The sequence below is a fragment of the Bacillus sp. BS98 genome, assembly GCF_008432245.1.
Classification (GTDB): domain Bacteria; phylum Bacillota; class Bacilli; order Bacillales; family Bacillaceae_G; genus Bacillus_A; species Bacillus_A toyonensis.
On sequence record NZ_CP043830.1, the window covers coordinates 2,780,985 to 2,794,722 of the forward strand.

14 protein-coding genes and 1 pseudogene are annotated in these 13,738 nt (G+C 33.6%); 4 read left to right on the forward strand and 11 right to left on the reverse strand.

Annotation, left to right across the window (positions count from 1 at the left end; all coding sequences use genetic code 11):
• Positions 1 to 66: 66 nt before the first annotated feature.
• From F0362_RS14470 to F0362_RS14505, 8 genes and pseudogenes are all read right to left on the reverse strand, one after another.
• Positions 67 to 672: pseudogene (locus tag F0362_RS14470) on the reverse strand (DinB family protein).
• A gap of 15 nt (positions 673 to 687) precedes the next feature.
• Positions 688 to 1,185 carry a GNAT family N-acetyltransferase gene (locus F0362_RS14475; RefSeq protein WP_000620331.1) on the reverse strand — a complete coding sequence of 166 codons (498 nt, stop codon included), beginning with the start codon at positions 1,183 to 1,185 and terminating at the stop codon, positions 688 to 690.
• A 34-nt stretch (positions 1,186 to 1,219) separates the two neighbouring features.
• Entirely contained in the window at positions 1,220 to 1,765 is a 546-nt protein-coding gene (locus F0362_RS14480) for a GNAT family N-acetyltransferase (protein ID WP_000701132.1), read from the reverse strand.
• 15 nt (positions 1,766 to 1,780) lie between these two features.
• Positions 1,781 to 2,482 (reverse strand): nucleotidyltransferase domain-containing protein, encoded by a 702-nt coding sequence (locus F0362_RS14485; RefSeq protein ID WP_000802436.1) that lies wholly within the window; start codon positions 2,480 to 2,482, stop codon positions 1,781 to 1,783.
• Between the two features lie 22 nt (positions 2,483 to 2,504).
• On the reverse strand, positions 2,505 to 3,182 hold the full coding sequence (locus tag F0362_RS14490; protein WP_000923467.1) for a DNA alkylation repair protein: 678 nt from the start codon (positions 3,180 to 3,182) through the stop codon (positions 2,505 to 2,507).
• Positions 3,183 to 3,430: 248 nt separating this feature from the next.
• Positions 3,431 to 4,378 (reverse strand): PLP-dependent cysteine synthase family protein, encoded by a 948-nt coding sequence (locus tag F0362_RS14495; RefSeq protein ID WP_000636772.1) that lies wholly within the window; start codon positions 4,376 to 4,378, stop codon positions 3,431 to 3,433.
• A gap of 174 nt (positions 4,379 to 4,552) precedes the next feature.
• A complete protein-coding gene (locus tag F0362_RS14500) occupies positions 4,553 to 4,942 on the reverse strand; it encodes a VOC family protein (RefSeq protein WP_000800673.1) in 390 nt (129 codons plus the stop codon).
• A 205-nt stretch (positions 4,943 to 5,147) separates the two neighbouring features.
• Positions 5,148 to 5,972, reverse strand: a complete 825-nt coding sequence (locus tag F0362_RS14505) for an MBL fold metallo-hydrolase (RefSeq protein WP_000233816.1) — start codon at positions 5,970 to 5,972, stop codon at positions 5,148 to 5,150.
• A gap of 383 nt (positions 5,973 to 6,355) precedes the next feature.
• Here F0362_RS14505 and F0362_RS14510 point away from each other — a divergent pair, with 383 nt between their 5' ends.
• Together F0362_RS14510 and F0362_RS14515 are read left to right on the forward strand one after the other, a co-directional pair.
• A complete protein-coding gene (locus F0362_RS14510) occupies positions 6,356 to 7,003 on the forward strand; it encodes a DJ-1/PfpI family protein (RefSeq protein WP_000407027.1) in 648 nt (215 codons plus the stop codon).
• Between the two features lie 150 nt (positions 7,004 to 7,153).
• Positions 7,154 to 7,981, forward strand: a complete 828-nt coding sequence (locus tag F0362_RS14515; RefSeq protein WP_000551438.1) for a peptidoglycan-N-acetylglucosamine deacetylase — start codon at positions 7,154 to 7,156, stop codon at positions 7,979 to 7,981.
• A 42-nt stretch (positions 7,982 to 8,023) separates the two neighbouring features.
• Here the strand turns inward: F0362_RS14515 and F0362_RS14520 are convergent, their stop codons facing one another.
• Entirely contained in the window at positions 8,024 to 8,449 is a 426-nt protein-coding gene (locus tag F0362_RS14520) for a WapI family immunity protein (RefSeq protein ID WP_053446582.1), read from the reverse strand.
• 155 nt (positions 8,450 to 8,604) lie between these two features.
• A complete protein-coding gene (locus F0362_RS14525) occupies positions 8,605 to 9,150 on the reverse strand; it encodes a TetR/AcrR family transcriptional regulator (RefSeq protein WP_000105642.1) in 546 nt (181 codons plus the stop codon).
• A 173-nt stretch (positions 9,151 to 9,323) separates the two neighbouring features.
• Between F0362_RS14525 and F0362_RS14530 the strand changes: the two genes are divergently transcribed.
• Together F0362_RS14530 and F0362_RS14535 are read left to right on the forward strand one after the other, a co-directional pair.
• The gene (locus F0362_RS14530; protein ID WP_149889846.1) at positions 9,324 to 10,784 is read left to right on the forward strand and encodes a DHA2 family efflux MFS transporter permease subunit; all 1,461 of its coding nucleotides are present in this window, start codon (positions 9,324 to 9,326) and stop codon (positions 10,782 to 10,784) included.
• Positions 10,785 to 10,982: 198 nt separating this feature from the next.
• Positions 10,983 to 11,654, forward strand: a complete 672-nt coding sequence (locus F0362_RS14535; RefSeq protein ID WP_000346960.1) for a TerC family protein — start codon at positions 10,983 to 10,985, stop codon at positions 11,652 to 11,654.
• Positions 11,655 to 11,715: 61 nt separating this feature from the next.
• Here F0362_RS14535 and F0362_RS14540 read toward each other — a convergent pair whose 3' ends face one another.
• Positions 11,716 to 13,689 (reverse strand): lipoteichoic acid synthase, encoded by a 1,974-nt coding sequence (locus F0362_RS14540; protein WP_000808783.1) that lies wholly within the window; start codon positions 13,687 to 13,689, stop codon positions 11,716 to 11,718.
• Positions 13,690 to 13,738 lie beyond the last annotated feature (49 nt).

Below are 13,738 nucleotides of genomic sequence, written 5' to 3' on the forward strand. Positions count from 1 at the left end.
AAACCCCTTGTTTAGTTTCTTCTTAATACTATACAACAAAATGAATATAATTAAAATTCACGCACTTTAACTTACATGTAATCTAGCTCTATATAATTTTCTTAACTGACCAATATGCGCTTGATGATACCGATTATGATCAGCTATATGCCATATGCCCCATCTTATTGTCGCATTTTCGCCCTTTTCATAAAAAACTTCCCGTGTTAAATCATTTTCTGTTAGTTTCATACATTCTTCATAAAGTGAAACTTTAATCAGTGGGGGTTTTGTTCATCCCCCACTGATTATTAGTTTAACCAATCGGGCTGCCCGTTAATGCGGGATAAAACAATTGTTGCACTGCTTCATAATCTTGCATTAACTCTTGTAACGTGTGTTTTCTTAAAACTGGCAGTTCTCCCACTTCATTCAACATAGGCCCATATTTATTTTTTAGTGCAGTGGAACTTCTTCTCCCTTTAAGCGATACACCCAATGTAAATCGACAACTGCTAAATGCTGAAGTAGCTGTCCGATGCTATTTTCATTATTTTCAGACCCTTTAAAAGATAATTCCTTCTCTTCAGTACTTTCTACTAAATTTCGCAATCGTATATATGTATCTCGAACCGTTGCATACAAAATTGCTACTTGCGGATTCATGTTTTTTTCTAAATAAAGATCTTTCATGATAAACTCCGTCCTTTAAAGGAACAGCACCATATGTTCATCATCACTGTACGCACCATTAATCTTTATAGCCCTTTTTTCAATTCCATATGTTTTAAAGCCCATTGATTCGTACAAATTTTTTGCTGGTTCGTTTGTAGATACAACACCTAATGTCAATTGCTCTAGTTGTATATCCCGCGCTCTTTGAATTGCATTTGCAATTAGCTCACGTGCCAACCCGTTTCGTCTGTTTTGTGCGTCTACATACATCGCAACGATATGGCCTTTATGCTTATATGCTACTTTCTCTTCCGTTAGTAAAGTGACTACACCAATTAATTTTTCTTCATTAAACGCGCCAAGTGTACAACTAATAGTAGATGTTAAATTCCCTTCAACTCGCTCAATAGGATTTTCCTGACGAATCGCCTCTTCATAAGTTGTTATAAACGCCTCTGGGTTTACTTGTAATGCTTGTAAACGTAAATCCCAATATTTTTTTGCATCTTCTTTCGTAAGTAATCGAATCATGTATCTCTACCCCTTTTTAATTTACATAATATTTTTATAAACCACTAATTATAGATTGATATTCTTCTTTTAACATACTATAACGATAGCGATGAATGAACTTCTTTTGACGTAACCGATCATTTCTCATTAGTCCTTCACAAACAAAGCCAGCCTTTTCATAACTCTTTCTAGCTTGTAAATTATCCTCATCTACACGTAGCCAAACTTTCTCCAATTCGAAATCAAAGAATCCCAGTTGTAATATACTATATAGAGATGCTATTCCATACCCTGTTCCCCAATACTCTTTATCCCCAATCGTAATTCCTAGTTCCGCATTTTTATTTGTTTTGTCAAAATTTTTAAGGTCTACCCAGCCAATGTGTATATTGTTTTCTGTAACGATAGCCCTTTGTTCATAACCATTCTTTCGACTTATGCATGCTTCAATCCATTTTCTCGTATCTTCACGAGTGAACGGAGGATATTGATCTGGTACGACTAAGTGTTTTGTCACTTCTGTATCTAATGACCATTGATATCGATCTTCTACATCCTCTAGTGTCAATTCCCTTAATTGAACGAATGGTATTTTCATTTTACTATCCCCTTTTTATTTGCCAATAGAAAATCCTTCGAACACTCTTCCTCCGTATAGTTCTAACGTCTTTTCTGTAAAATTAATTAATACATTTTTATCACCGTTTTTATAAAAATGATCAAAAGCCGCTACAAATTGTTCTGCATAATGGTCATCATATCTTCTTAAAACTCTAATAAACCATTTTGAATTTCCAAGCCATTGGCCATTTACTCTTAATACATATTCATGTATTAATTCCGCTAATAAATTAGCAATGAATAGTTCTTCTTCTCTTTTTGATGCACCAATGAAGTCATCCAAAGTATCCGAAATAAAATAGCGCTTCTGTTTCATCGTTTCTTCGGTCCATTTATCTGGTCCTTTAATTAGTAAATCGTTCGCTTCTTTTTTTAATTTCTCAACAATTTCACTTTCCCCTTTTAATACAATTCCTTCTGAAACTAATTGAGGTAGAGAAGGTCGCCCGCGATCACAATCCATTTTAAAAAAGGTTTTATACGTTACAAAATTATGTACAAATACTTCAACGGGCCATCCATTACTATAGAAGGATTCTCTATAACAAGATGACAAACTTTGATCGACTATAACAATATCAAGGTCAGATGTTTTTGTCGCTTCTCCTCGTACAACGCTTCCTCCCAGTAAAGCTACATCACAATTCGGAAATTGTGATGTAATTATGCTTTGTGCCGCTTCAATTGGTTTCATTTTCTTTTCTCCTTCGCTTATTTTACTTTCTTTTTTCTGCTCTTTCTCGAGCCTTTTTTATATACGGTTCTGCATCTGGTGTTTTACATGACGTTGCACCGTGATCAATTTTTACTTTTCCAATTTCACGAGCAATTTCAATTGCTTGTTGCTCTAAAGCTTCATTTCGAATCCCTATCGCAATTAAAGCGCTATTCATTGCTTCTCTTTTTCTATTTTTTTCATTATGTATATGAACTTTAATCTCTTCTAAATACGGCATGAAGAAGTTATCGTCTAACTTTTTATTTTTTATTGCGATATTCGCTAATAATGACCAACCTGCTCTCCCGATCCATTCATCATCAGATTTCGTCCATTCGTCCATTCTTTCTATTGCGATTGGCGACGTACATATAGCTGTCATAAGAACGTCCATTAAACAATAATAATCAACATCCCTAATCCAACTATTCAGCTGTTCTGATGTTACATTCTTCGGTTCTAAAATATACGTTGCTAAAGTCATTGCATCCATATTTTTTGTTTCCCATAATGAAATTGCTAAATCATGATCTTTTTTTATCTTCTTTTTTAATAATTTTAAATTTGCAAAACTGACTCCGAATAGCGGCTCTTTCGCCCCATGATTTTTATACGTTTTTCGATTTTGTTCCGTTCCATATTTCTCTAGTTGCTGCATGACCTCTTCAAGTAGCATTTGTCCACCTCTTTTATGTTTTCTGTTGACTTCATATAGGTATGTACGATATATTCTACATTATTTTTTGATTTTCCTATATTTATTTTTAAAATACGGTATGTGAAATTTTAAATATACTACGCAATCACACCATGAAAAACCTACACATTGTAAACATGCAGGTTTTTCATGGTATCAAATTTCCATAAAATAAGAAATAAACGAAGGAACCACCTTTGGTTCGTTCTCTCAATAATTTATCTCCGCTATATTTTGGCTAAACTCTTTACATCTGACCACTCTTCTATAGAACCTGCATCCGGAAAAACGGTAACTACATTAAAATTCGCACCTTTTTCTTTTCCTAATTGTTTTGCAGCTAATAAGTTTGCTGCCGCAGACGTTCCTATTTTCATACCAGTAGCCTTATAAAAACGGGCCATTTCATACAAGGTTTCTTCATATGAATAAGTCCATTGCTTTTCTATCAAATTGTCTTCCTTTTCTATGAAATGTTGTTTCCGTCCTAGACCGAATCCACCTGATCCTGCATATTTCTTTAAAGCATTTGGCGGTTGTTCAGATCCATATGGTAATTCGGCAGGCATTACTAAATGTAGCTCAACATTTTTTGTATACTTCTTTACTGCTTTATAGACCCCAATTAGAGTTCCACCAGTACCAGCGGATGCTACCCATGCGTGTATTGGTTTTCCGTTCATTTGTGCAATAATTTCTCGGCCTGTTCCTTCTATATGACTTAATAAATTTGCATTATTATAATGTTGGAACAAAAAGTATAACTCTTGTTTTTGTTTGCTAATCTCTATTGTCTTCTCAATTACAGCGTAAAATCCCTTACATTTATCAACTAAGATTACGTTAGCACCATAATATTCGAGTTCATTTAATAGAGATTGACCAGTTGCAGAACTTAACACTAACGTGCATTCAATCCCTAAATAATAACAAAGATAGCCAATTGACCTCGCTAAGCTTCCACCACTATACTCTAAAATATGTTGTTTTTTGTTCGCTTCTTGTAAATATTTATTGATCATTCCAAGTGCTGCTCTATCCTTAATCGATCCTGTAGGGTTGTGCCATTCACATTTAGCATAGATTGAAAGATTCTTCGTTTCTTCGCATTCTAATTTAATGAGAGGGGTATTTCCAACATTTTTAGAAAACTCTTCAAAATGGTTTACTATCATACTTTTATACCTCCGTCATACATCATATTTATAACATTTGTTCTTAGTCAAAATACTTTCTATATTTCAATTACGCTATTAACTATATTTTCCTATAAAAAATCCCTACAAACGTTGTAGGGATTTTTGTCTAAATCATTTTGTTGCACTCTATTACATACGAAAAGAACTTCTTTATTCAAATGCATTCATAAGCACAATTCTCCAGCCATCTGGATCCTCTATTGTAGTACCTTTCTCTATCCAATACGGATTTTCCGGTTCCACCTCATGGTAGCCCATTTCACTTAACCGATTCGCGATTATTTCAATTTCATCTTTATTCGGCATATAAAAAACTAGTAAATTATCTTTTGTCGGTGCTGGGCATGGGCTTCCATTTACATGCGTAGTAAACTCCAAATGGTACTCTTCACCCGGTAATCCAAACATAACCCCGTCATATCCTTCATGATTGTGAAATTCCCCTATACGTTTTAACCCTAATCCTGTTTCGTAAAAACTTATAACTTCTTCAAATTTATCTGTTGGTCTTGCAATTCTAAATTGAACCCAATTCTTCATGCAAATCTCCTCCTTTTCATTTTCCAAAGCTTTATAGTAGCCATTATAAGTTACATATATTTAGTTTAATATCCCTCATTAGTGTGAGAACTGCTTAAGTTGAAAGACCTATTCGTTCATACATAGTAGGACTTTAGTATAAAATTCATATAAACTTAGTTATACAAATATGGAGATAAAATAACGATTTCTTCCATATATATTATTACGTATGAAATAATTCTCCTTGTAGGGCCTTTATATATCGATCAGCAGATCTTTGTACAGCCCTATTCGCATCTTCCATCACAACACCATGAAACGCATTATACAGTCGACTAAATTGGATTCCTTTTACTTTCTCTGCCATTTTTCTAACTTTATTCGCTGGTAATGGGATAAGATTGGGATAACTATACATAAAACTTACCCATTTTCGATCCGAAACTACTTGTATAATATCACCTGATAACAAAATACCTTTCCCCTCATTACCGTCTTTCCAGTGCATAACAGTTCCACCTTTAAAATGGCCACCTAACCGATGCAATGTAAGTTCTTCCGATAATATCAAATGTTCCCCAGACCAAAATTTAATTTGCTTACTCGGGCGGACCACCCATTCTTTATCATCTTCATGAATATAGATAGGTATATGAAATGTTTCCGCCCATTTTACTTGTGTAGAGTAATAATGTGGATGAGAAAGTGCTATTGCTTGAATACCACCTAAATCATATATACGTTGTATCGTTTTATCATCTAAATAACTAATACAATCCCACAAAACATTTAGAGTTTTACTTTGTATTAAAAATGCTGTTTGTCCAATTGCAAACTTAGGTTTAGTAGTAATGCTATACAAACCAGTTTCTTCTTTTATTATTTCATTTTTGTATAAATTGCTATGTTGCATTGTTTCTAATGTTGTCCATGACTGCCCCATTGGATTCATATATTGCCTTTCCTCATTACAAATTTTACAACGCGAAGGTGCCTCTTTATTTTCGGGATACTGAACTCCACATGTCGTGCAAATATAATGAACCATATTCCCACTCCCTTTTTAAATGTAATTGATTCTTTACCAATATTTTAATAAAAAACGAAAATAATTAAATCAATAATTGTGACTAAAATGAAGTCATACGAAAGTACGATTATTCCCCTTCTATTTAAGAATTTAGTCTAAGTACTATATTTTATATTTCTTCTTTCTGGGAAGTTAAATTTTTCAATCATTACATGAAAGAGTAACTCTATACGAAATAAATGAACCTATTCATAGTTTTTGTCACAAGTTTGACACAGTAGTATAAATTAATACACATCTGGGGTATAGTATATTTAAAGTAACGATAAAAAAGAATATTGAATAAATTCTTTTTTAATCGTTACTAGATTACATTTGTAATAACTTAAGGGGAGATTATAATGGAAATCGTTATTATGCTCTATGAAGGGATTACTGCATTAGATGCTATTGGTCCGTACGAAGTATTTGCAGCAGAAAGCAATAACAACATAAAGTTTGTTGCTAAAACTACGGGCTTAATTAAATTAGATTCAAAAATGGGCTATTTACATGCCGATTATAATTTTACTGAAGTTAATTCAGCTGATATCCTTATTATTCCTGGATGTCGCCCGCCTAACTTTAAACAACTTATGGAGGACGAAGAAACTCTCAATTGGATTCTCCAAATACATGAAACTACTAAATGGACTACAACTGTATGTACAGGTTCTTTAATCTTAGGTGCTACTGGCCTACTAAATGGTGTTAAAGCCACTAGTCATTGGAGCTCTTTTGACTTGCTTCGTTCTCTCGGGGCTATTCCAACTGAAGAGAGAGTCGTTCGCCATGAAAAAATCATAACAGCAGCTGGTGTATCTGCAGGTATTGATATGGCTCTCCAGTTGATGGCTTGGGAATTCGGAGATGAAAAGAGTAAAGCAGTTCAGCTCATGTTAGAATACGACCCACAGCCTCCTTTTGATACAGGTTCACCAAAAAAAGCATCCGCATCATTATTAGAAGAATTAAATTTGATGCTTGAAGATTTTCATAATAAAGTTTAAAACCTTCCAATTTTTCAAGAATGCAGTTGATACAAAATCTTGCATATTTTTGACCAAACTTTTTTACAGTTGTAAAAAAGTTTTTTTGCATTTCCCTACCTATAATTGCTAATATAGTAGAGTAGAACTTTTATAGAGAGAAGGAAAATTATGCACAATGGAATTCGAATGACAACTTTAGTAAAAAGGGCTATGTTGATTTGCGCTGGGGTATTATTTACATATGAGGCCGCTTTAGGATCGGTACATACTGCTCTAGCAAGTACAGAAGATGAAGCAAAGTCTGTTCAATTTGTAAGTGAAATTCAAACATCTCTTGCACCGAAAGAAGCTCCAAAACACTATAATGGGCAAGTTAGAAAAGTCGCTTACTTAACATTTGATGACGGTCCTGGAAAATACACAGCTGAGCTTTTAGATATGTTAAAGAAAGAAAATGCAAAAGCAACATTCTTCCTAATTGGTTCAAACGTGAAAGCTTTCCCTGATCTTGTGAAACGTGAAGATGCTGAAGGCCACTATGTTGGGATGCACAGTATGACTCATAACTATAAGAAACTATACACAGAAGGACATTACGTAGATGAAATGAAAGAAGATCAAGGCTTAATCGCTGGCGTTCTAGGCAAATCACCCGTATTAACTCGTCCATCATACGGCTCAATGCCAGGATTAAACGAAGCACTTCGCAACAAAGTGGTGGAAAACGGGTTGAAAGTTTGGGATTGGACAATTGATTCTTTAGACTGGAGATACAACAAAATGCAAGTTGATGCTGCATCAGCTAAAATTGTAGAAAACGTTCTACATGGTGCTACAAATCCAACAGAAGTTATCCTTATGCACGATATTCACCCACAATCAGTTAAAGCAGTACCTGGAATTATAAAAGGACTGAAAGAAAAAGGATATGAATTAGAAGCCTATAATGAGAACGAACACTTCCCATTAAACTTCTGGCATGATAATCGTATGTAATGAAAAGACTTGATTCCCTCTAGTAGGATATCAAGTCTTTTTTTAACGTTTTGGAAAGTTTCTTTGTTGCTCTTCAATAAAACGAATAATCTTTTCTCTGTCCTCATGCGTAATACTTATAGAAAATTCGTACTCCTCTTCCTTACACCATGAAGGGGTAAGTTCCTGAGATAATCGGACTACAATTTGAAACTCACCTTCATTTTTCCCCATTAATTCAAACGCTATATTAGGCTCTAGGAAATCTAATTCGGTATATGTAGGATTCGGTAATGATTGAAACCATTTTTTCATATGCTGTAAGTCGAAAGTTTGTAGAAAAGGATCCATCGTTTCAAAAACTTTATTTCCTTCTGACAGTTTCGCTTTTACTATAAGCCAATTTCTATCACACTCCTCTTTTGCATCTTTAAATTGGTATCTCACCACCTCTAAATGTAATGCTACTTTTTCATTTTGAAAATCCATAAATTGCTCCCCTTCTTGCTATAAAACTTTTACTTTATAAATTTGAAATATATAAGCCTTTACTTGCAAGACAATTATTTTTCTATCTCCTGTTAATTTCAATTCTTAAATATAATGATTTTCGTTTATTAATACACATGACTGATTCTAACATATCATTCTTTATACATTAAATATATTTGATTTGCTATATAATCTGAACTAAAGTGAAGTCCATTCCTTATCCACCACATGATAATACCTACCAAAGAGGCTGTTTTAATATCAACTGCAACATAATCATCAGGTAATTTATTTTTCGTATTCTCTCTTCTCGTTTCTATTAATTGCTTTAAAAATAAAAATAATTGCTCTTCAAATTGATTCATTTTAAATAATATAAATAAAAAATTCCGGTGGATATATAAATAATCTAGCAATTGTGTTAGCTTTTGTTTTTCTGATAAATCTTTTGCATGTATTAAATCAACAATTTTATTAGAAAGCTCATTTAAAATCTCGCTATTGATTTGGTCTAGTAAATCTTGAATATCTTGATAATGTAAGTAAAATGTTGTTCGATTTAATCCTGCTTTTGTTGCGATTTTCTGAACCGTTAAGCTTGAAATAGTAGGATTCTCACATAAAAGAGAAAAAACAGCATTTTTAAACATTTCTCTTGAACGAACTGTACGAGGGTCCTCTTTTTTAAGTGTAGACATTTTGAAACTCCTTTATAGATTTTCTCTTTACTTTCTCGACAGTACATATCTTCTCTGTCGAGTAGTGAACATTTTCAACAAAACTGTTCATGGTCAGAGAAAACGTATTTTGTTACCATTAATTTTATCGACACAATGTCGATAAATCAAGGTAACAATGAAGGAGATTACCAATGCAAAAGGAAATATCAGAAAGAAATAAAAAAATTATACTAGTTGTCCTCATTACCGGCTGTTTTTTATCAACCTTAAATCAGACGCTATTAAATGTGACAATGAGTAATTTAATGAAGGTATTTGATGTAACAGCTGCAACAGTGCAATGGCTATCAACAGGCTTTATGCTCATAAATGGTGTTCTAGTTCCAATTACTGCATTTTTAATGAAACGATTTACAACAAGGCAGCTATTTATTAGCTCAATGCTCTCTTTGTTTATTGGGACCGTTCTCTGTGCATGCGCCATGAATTTTAGCATTTTGTTAACAGGAAGAATGATTCAAGCAGTTGGAGCAGGAATTATTATGCCACTCATGATGACTATTATTTTATATTTGTACCCTAGTGAAAAACGCGGAAGTATTATGGGGACCATCGGATTCGCTATAATTTTTGCGCCAGCTATCGCTCCAACTTTATCTGGCTTTATTATTGAATATGTATCATGGAGATGGCTATTTATTGGATTAGCTCCATTTATATTCATCGTAATTATTCTCGCGATTAAATATTTAATGAATGTTGCAAATACAACAAAAGCAAAATTAGATATCGTAAGTGTCATTTTATCAACAATTGGCTTTGGTTGTGTTATATCCGGATTCAGTAGTGCAGGAAGTAAAGGATGGAATCATCCCGTTGTTATTATAACAATTACTATCGGTATCATCGTTACAGCTTTATTCTGTTTACGTCAAATAAAGTCTAATGATCCATTATTGAATTTATCAGTATTTAAATATAAAGTTTTCACTCTTACTTCAGTCATTAACGTACTCATTACGATGATTATGTATGCAGATTTAATTCTATTACCCATTTACTTACAAAACGGACGAGGTTTTACTGCATTTGAATCAGGTTTACTTCTATTACCTGGAGCTGTCATTAACGCCTTCTTATCACCTATCACAGGCAAAATGTTTGATAAATATGGAGCGAAACCACTCTTTATTACCGGTTTAATCTGTGTCATTATTTCGATGTGGGGTGTAATTGATTTGACCGACTCCACAACTTATATGTATTTAATGGTTCGTACCATTATTTTACGAATTGGGTTAAGTTTCATTTCAATGCCTTTAAATACAGCCGGCTTAAACGCTTTGCCAATAGAACTGGGTTCACATGGTTCAGCAGTAAATAATACAATTCGCCAATTAGCAGGTGCGATTGGGACAGCAGTTATCATCACGGTATATACAATTCAATCTACTTCACACATATCACAGTTATCTAGTGGGAATGGAAATATAACAGCTACACAAGTAACAAAATTATCTTCTATCTTCAGCTCAAGTGATGCATACGTGTTTATGTTAGTCTTATCTTTTATAGCTTTGATTATCGTAAGTTTCATGCCCAAAAAAGTAGTAATCAAAAGATACGAAAGTAAATCTTCAAACATAAAATGATTGTTAAAAATTAAGCACTTAAAAGATGGCTCCGGAATTATACCGAAGCCATCTTTTTGAGTGCTTACGACTATAATTATAATCCTCGATTACTATTTGAAGAGATTATATTTTACAGTTATGCTTTTAAATAATCGTTAGAATTCTTAATACTGAATAGCTTATAAGTACATATTAATCATAAGGAGTGATATGTATATGGATTTTCTTTCATCTGAATATTTGTCAGCCTTGCTTGCCATTATTGTAATTGATCTAGTGTTAGCTGGAGATAATGCCATCGTAATTGGATTAGCAGCAAGGCGATTACCGAAAGATCAACAAAAGAAAGTTATTATATGGGGAACTGTCGGGGCTATCGCTATTAGAGCCCTCGCTACCTTAATTGTCGTTTGGTTATTAAAAATACCAGGATTACTTCTAATTGGTGGTGTACTCCTCATATGGATTGCTTACAAATTAATTGCTGAGGGTAAAAATCATGATATTAAAGCTGAAGAAGGATTTTGGTCTGCTATTAAAACCATTATTATAGCGGATGCATTAATGGGAATTGATAATGTACTCGCTGTTGCGGGAGCTGCGCATGGTAATTTTTCTTTAGTAATCATCGGATTATTAGTGTCTATTCCAGTAGTCGTATGGGGCAGTACATTAATTTTAAAATGGGTTGACCGTTTCCCTGTCATCATTACGATTGGAGCAGCTGTTTTAGCTTATACTGCTGCAAAAATGATTGTAGATGAGAAATGGTTCGCTGGATTTTTCGAAAGTAATCCTTTCATAAAATGGGCATTCATCATTATTATCATCATCGGTGTGGTATTCTTCGGAAAGATGAAACAAAAAACTAAAGATGGTACTATGTAATGTTAATGTAATTATAGTTACAAACAAAAGCGCTACTCATATGAGTAGCGCTTTTTCATATTTATTTAGCTTCCCCGTCTTCAGTCGTTTTTACCTTCGTTTTATTTTTATCACGATGGTTATAGTTATACTTCGAACGATCTACTGGAGTGAAGCCTTCTGGTGTGTAGAATCGTAATAAGTCACCATTTACGACTTGGTCAGAGTATTTTAGTGATTTTTGAACCATTTGTTCATTTTGTTTTATTTCATCTGTTAATTCTACAGGTTTTCCAGTTGTTGTATCATAATATTTTCCGTTCAATGCCGTAACTGTTGGGCTTACATAATTACCGTTACGGAATGGAACAACTTGTTTATGATCTGGTGATAATAAATCTGAACCGAATTGAACATAATTTTTCGTATCTGTACCTAGTAAGTGTAATAACGTAGGAAGAACGTCAATTTCACCGCCATATTGATGTTGTACGCCACCTTTCACTCCTGGTACACGAACTATTAATGGTACACGTTGTAACTGTGCATTTTCAAATGAGTTCATTTCTTTACCCATTACTTGTGACATTGCTGCATTATGGTTATCTGAAATACCGTAATGGTCACCATACATAACGATAATCGAGTTATCGTATAAGCCAGATTGTTTCAAGTAATCAATGAACCCTTTTACAGACTCATCTAAATATCGTGCTGTTTGGAAATACGTATCTACTGATGAATCACCTGTAGTCGCTGGTTCAATTGTTGCTTCCGCTTTATCAATAGGATAAGGGAAATGGTTTGATAACGTAATGAACTTCGTATAGAACGGTTGTTTTAACGTTTGTAATAATGGAATTGATTCATTAAAGAACGGTTTATCTTTTAAGCCATAGTTTACTACGTCTTTTTCGTTCATATCATAGTATGACGCATCAAAGAATTTGTTAAAACCAAATGATTTATAAATATCGTCGCGGTTCCAGAATGTTTTATAGTTACCGTGGAATACCGCTGATGTGTATCCTTGTTGTCCTAAAATAGCTGGTGCTGATTGATACGTGTTATGAGCCTTATTTGTAAAAACAGATCCTTGTGGTAATCCGTACATTGAGTTTTCTAACATGAACTCCGCATCAGATGTTTTACCTTGTCCTGTTTGATGGAAGAAGTTATCAAAGTATAACGTATTCGCATCTTTTGTAAATGAATTTAGAAATGGTGTAACTTCTTGCCCATTTAATTTATAATCGATTAAAAAGTTTTGGAATGACTCTAAATGAATATAAATTACGTTCATTCCTTTTCCTTTACCGAAGTATTCAGGATTTGGACTTGCATATGTTGATGCAAGATAATTTCTAACTTCTGTCATATTATCTCCATCAGCTAACGCTCGTTCTGTTGATGCTTTCGCACTTTGAATACCATCATAAATCGTATAGTTGTATGCCCCTAAATATTTCACAATATAATTACGGTCAAATGTTCTTGTCAATAATTCAGGACGATCAGATTCTGCAAGCCCTAGGTTCACACTGAATAATAAAATACCTGCTACAAATACTAGTGATAGTTTATGTTTCGCAACACGAATAGGTTTTGGGTTTGCAAATTTTGTTGCGACTAAAACAATTAAAATGATTGTATCTAAGAAATATAGTGGATCATATAAGTGTAGTAACGCGAAAATACTACCACCTAAATCACCAAAGTTATTCGTTTGTGTTAATGTCGGGAACGTAATAAAATCACTGAAAAAGCGATAATATACTACGTTTGCGTATAAAAGTATCGACAATAACAAATTAATAATAATTACCCAAATATAAGATCGTTTCCCTTTTGCAAATAATGCAAGTCCTAAAAATAGAACTGCTGAACTAAGCGGGTTAAAAAACAGCAAGAATTTTTGGATTGTGTTTGAAATTCCTAAATTAAATTCCGTTACATAGGCTGTATATGTTTTGAGCCATAATAAAATAACGGCAAACAGAAAGAATCCAAAATGATTACTTAACACACTTTTGCTCTTTAATAAAAACTGTTTCATCTCTCCACCTCTTTTAATCATCCAAGGCTTATTTTTTATAAGTCCGTCT

What these genes read in the sequence shown, in the direction of transcription:
- F0362_RS14475 (WP_000620331.1), bottom strand. Translation starts at nt 1,185, where the DNA reads ATGATTCGATTACTTACGAAAGAAGATGCAAAAAAATATTGGGATTTA.
- F0362_RS14480 (WP_000701132.1), bottom strand. Translation starts at nt 1,765, where the DNA reads ATGAAAATACCATTCGTTCAATTAAGGGAATTGACACTAGAGGATGTA.
- F0362_RS14485 (WP_000802436.1), bottom strand. Translation starts at nt 2,482, where the DNA reads ATGAAACCAATTGAAGCGGCACAAAGCATAATTACATCACAATTTCCG.
- F0362_RS14490 (WP_000923467.1), bottom strand. Translation starts at nt 3,182, where the DNA reads ATGCTACTTGAAGAGGTCATGCAGCAACTAGAGAAATATGGAACGGAA.
- F0362_RS14495 (WP_000636772.1), bottom strand. Translation starts at nt 4,378, where the DNA reads ATGATAGTAAACCATTTTGAAGAGTTTTCTAAAAATGTTGGAAATACC.
- F0362_RS14500 (WP_000800673.1), bottom strand. Translation starts at nt 4,942, where the DNA reads ATGAAGAATTGGGTTCAATTTAGAATTGCAAGACCAACAGATAAATTT.
- F0362_RS14505 (WP_000233816.1), bottom strand. Translation starts at nt 5,972, where the DNA reads ATGGTTCATTATATTTGCACGACATGTGGAGTTCAGTATCCCGAAAAT.
- F0362_RS14510 (WP_000407027.1), top strand. Translation starts at nt 6,356, where the DNA reads ATGGAAATCGTTATTATGCTCTATGAAGGGATTACTGCATTAGATGCT.
- F0362_RS14515 (WP_000551438.1), top strand. Translation starts at nt 7,154, where the DNA reads ATGCACAATGGAATTCGAATGACAACTTTAGTAAAAAGGGCTATGTTG.
- F0362_RS14520 (WP_053446582.1), bottom strand. Translation starts at nt 8,449, where the DNA reads ATGGATTTTCAAAATGAAAAAGTAGCATTACATTTAGAGGTGGTGAGA.
- F0362_RS14525 (WP_000105642.1), bottom strand. Translation starts at nt 9,150, where the DNA reads ATGTCTACACTTAAAAAAGAGGACCCTCGTACAGTTCGTTCAAGAGAA.
- F0362_RS14530 (WP_149889846.1), top strand. Translation starts at nt 9,324, where the DNA reads ATGCAAAAGGAAATATCAGAAAGAAATAAAAAAATTATACTAGTTGTC.
- F0362_RS14535 (WP_000346960.1), top strand. Translation starts at nt 10,983, where the DNA reads ATGGATTTTCTTTCATCTGAATATTTGTCAGCCTTGCTTGCCATTATT.
- F0362_RS14540 (WP_000808783.1), bottom strand. Translation starts at nt 13,689, where the DNA reads ATGAAACAGTTTTTATTAAAGAGCAAAAGTGTGTTAAGTAATCATTTT.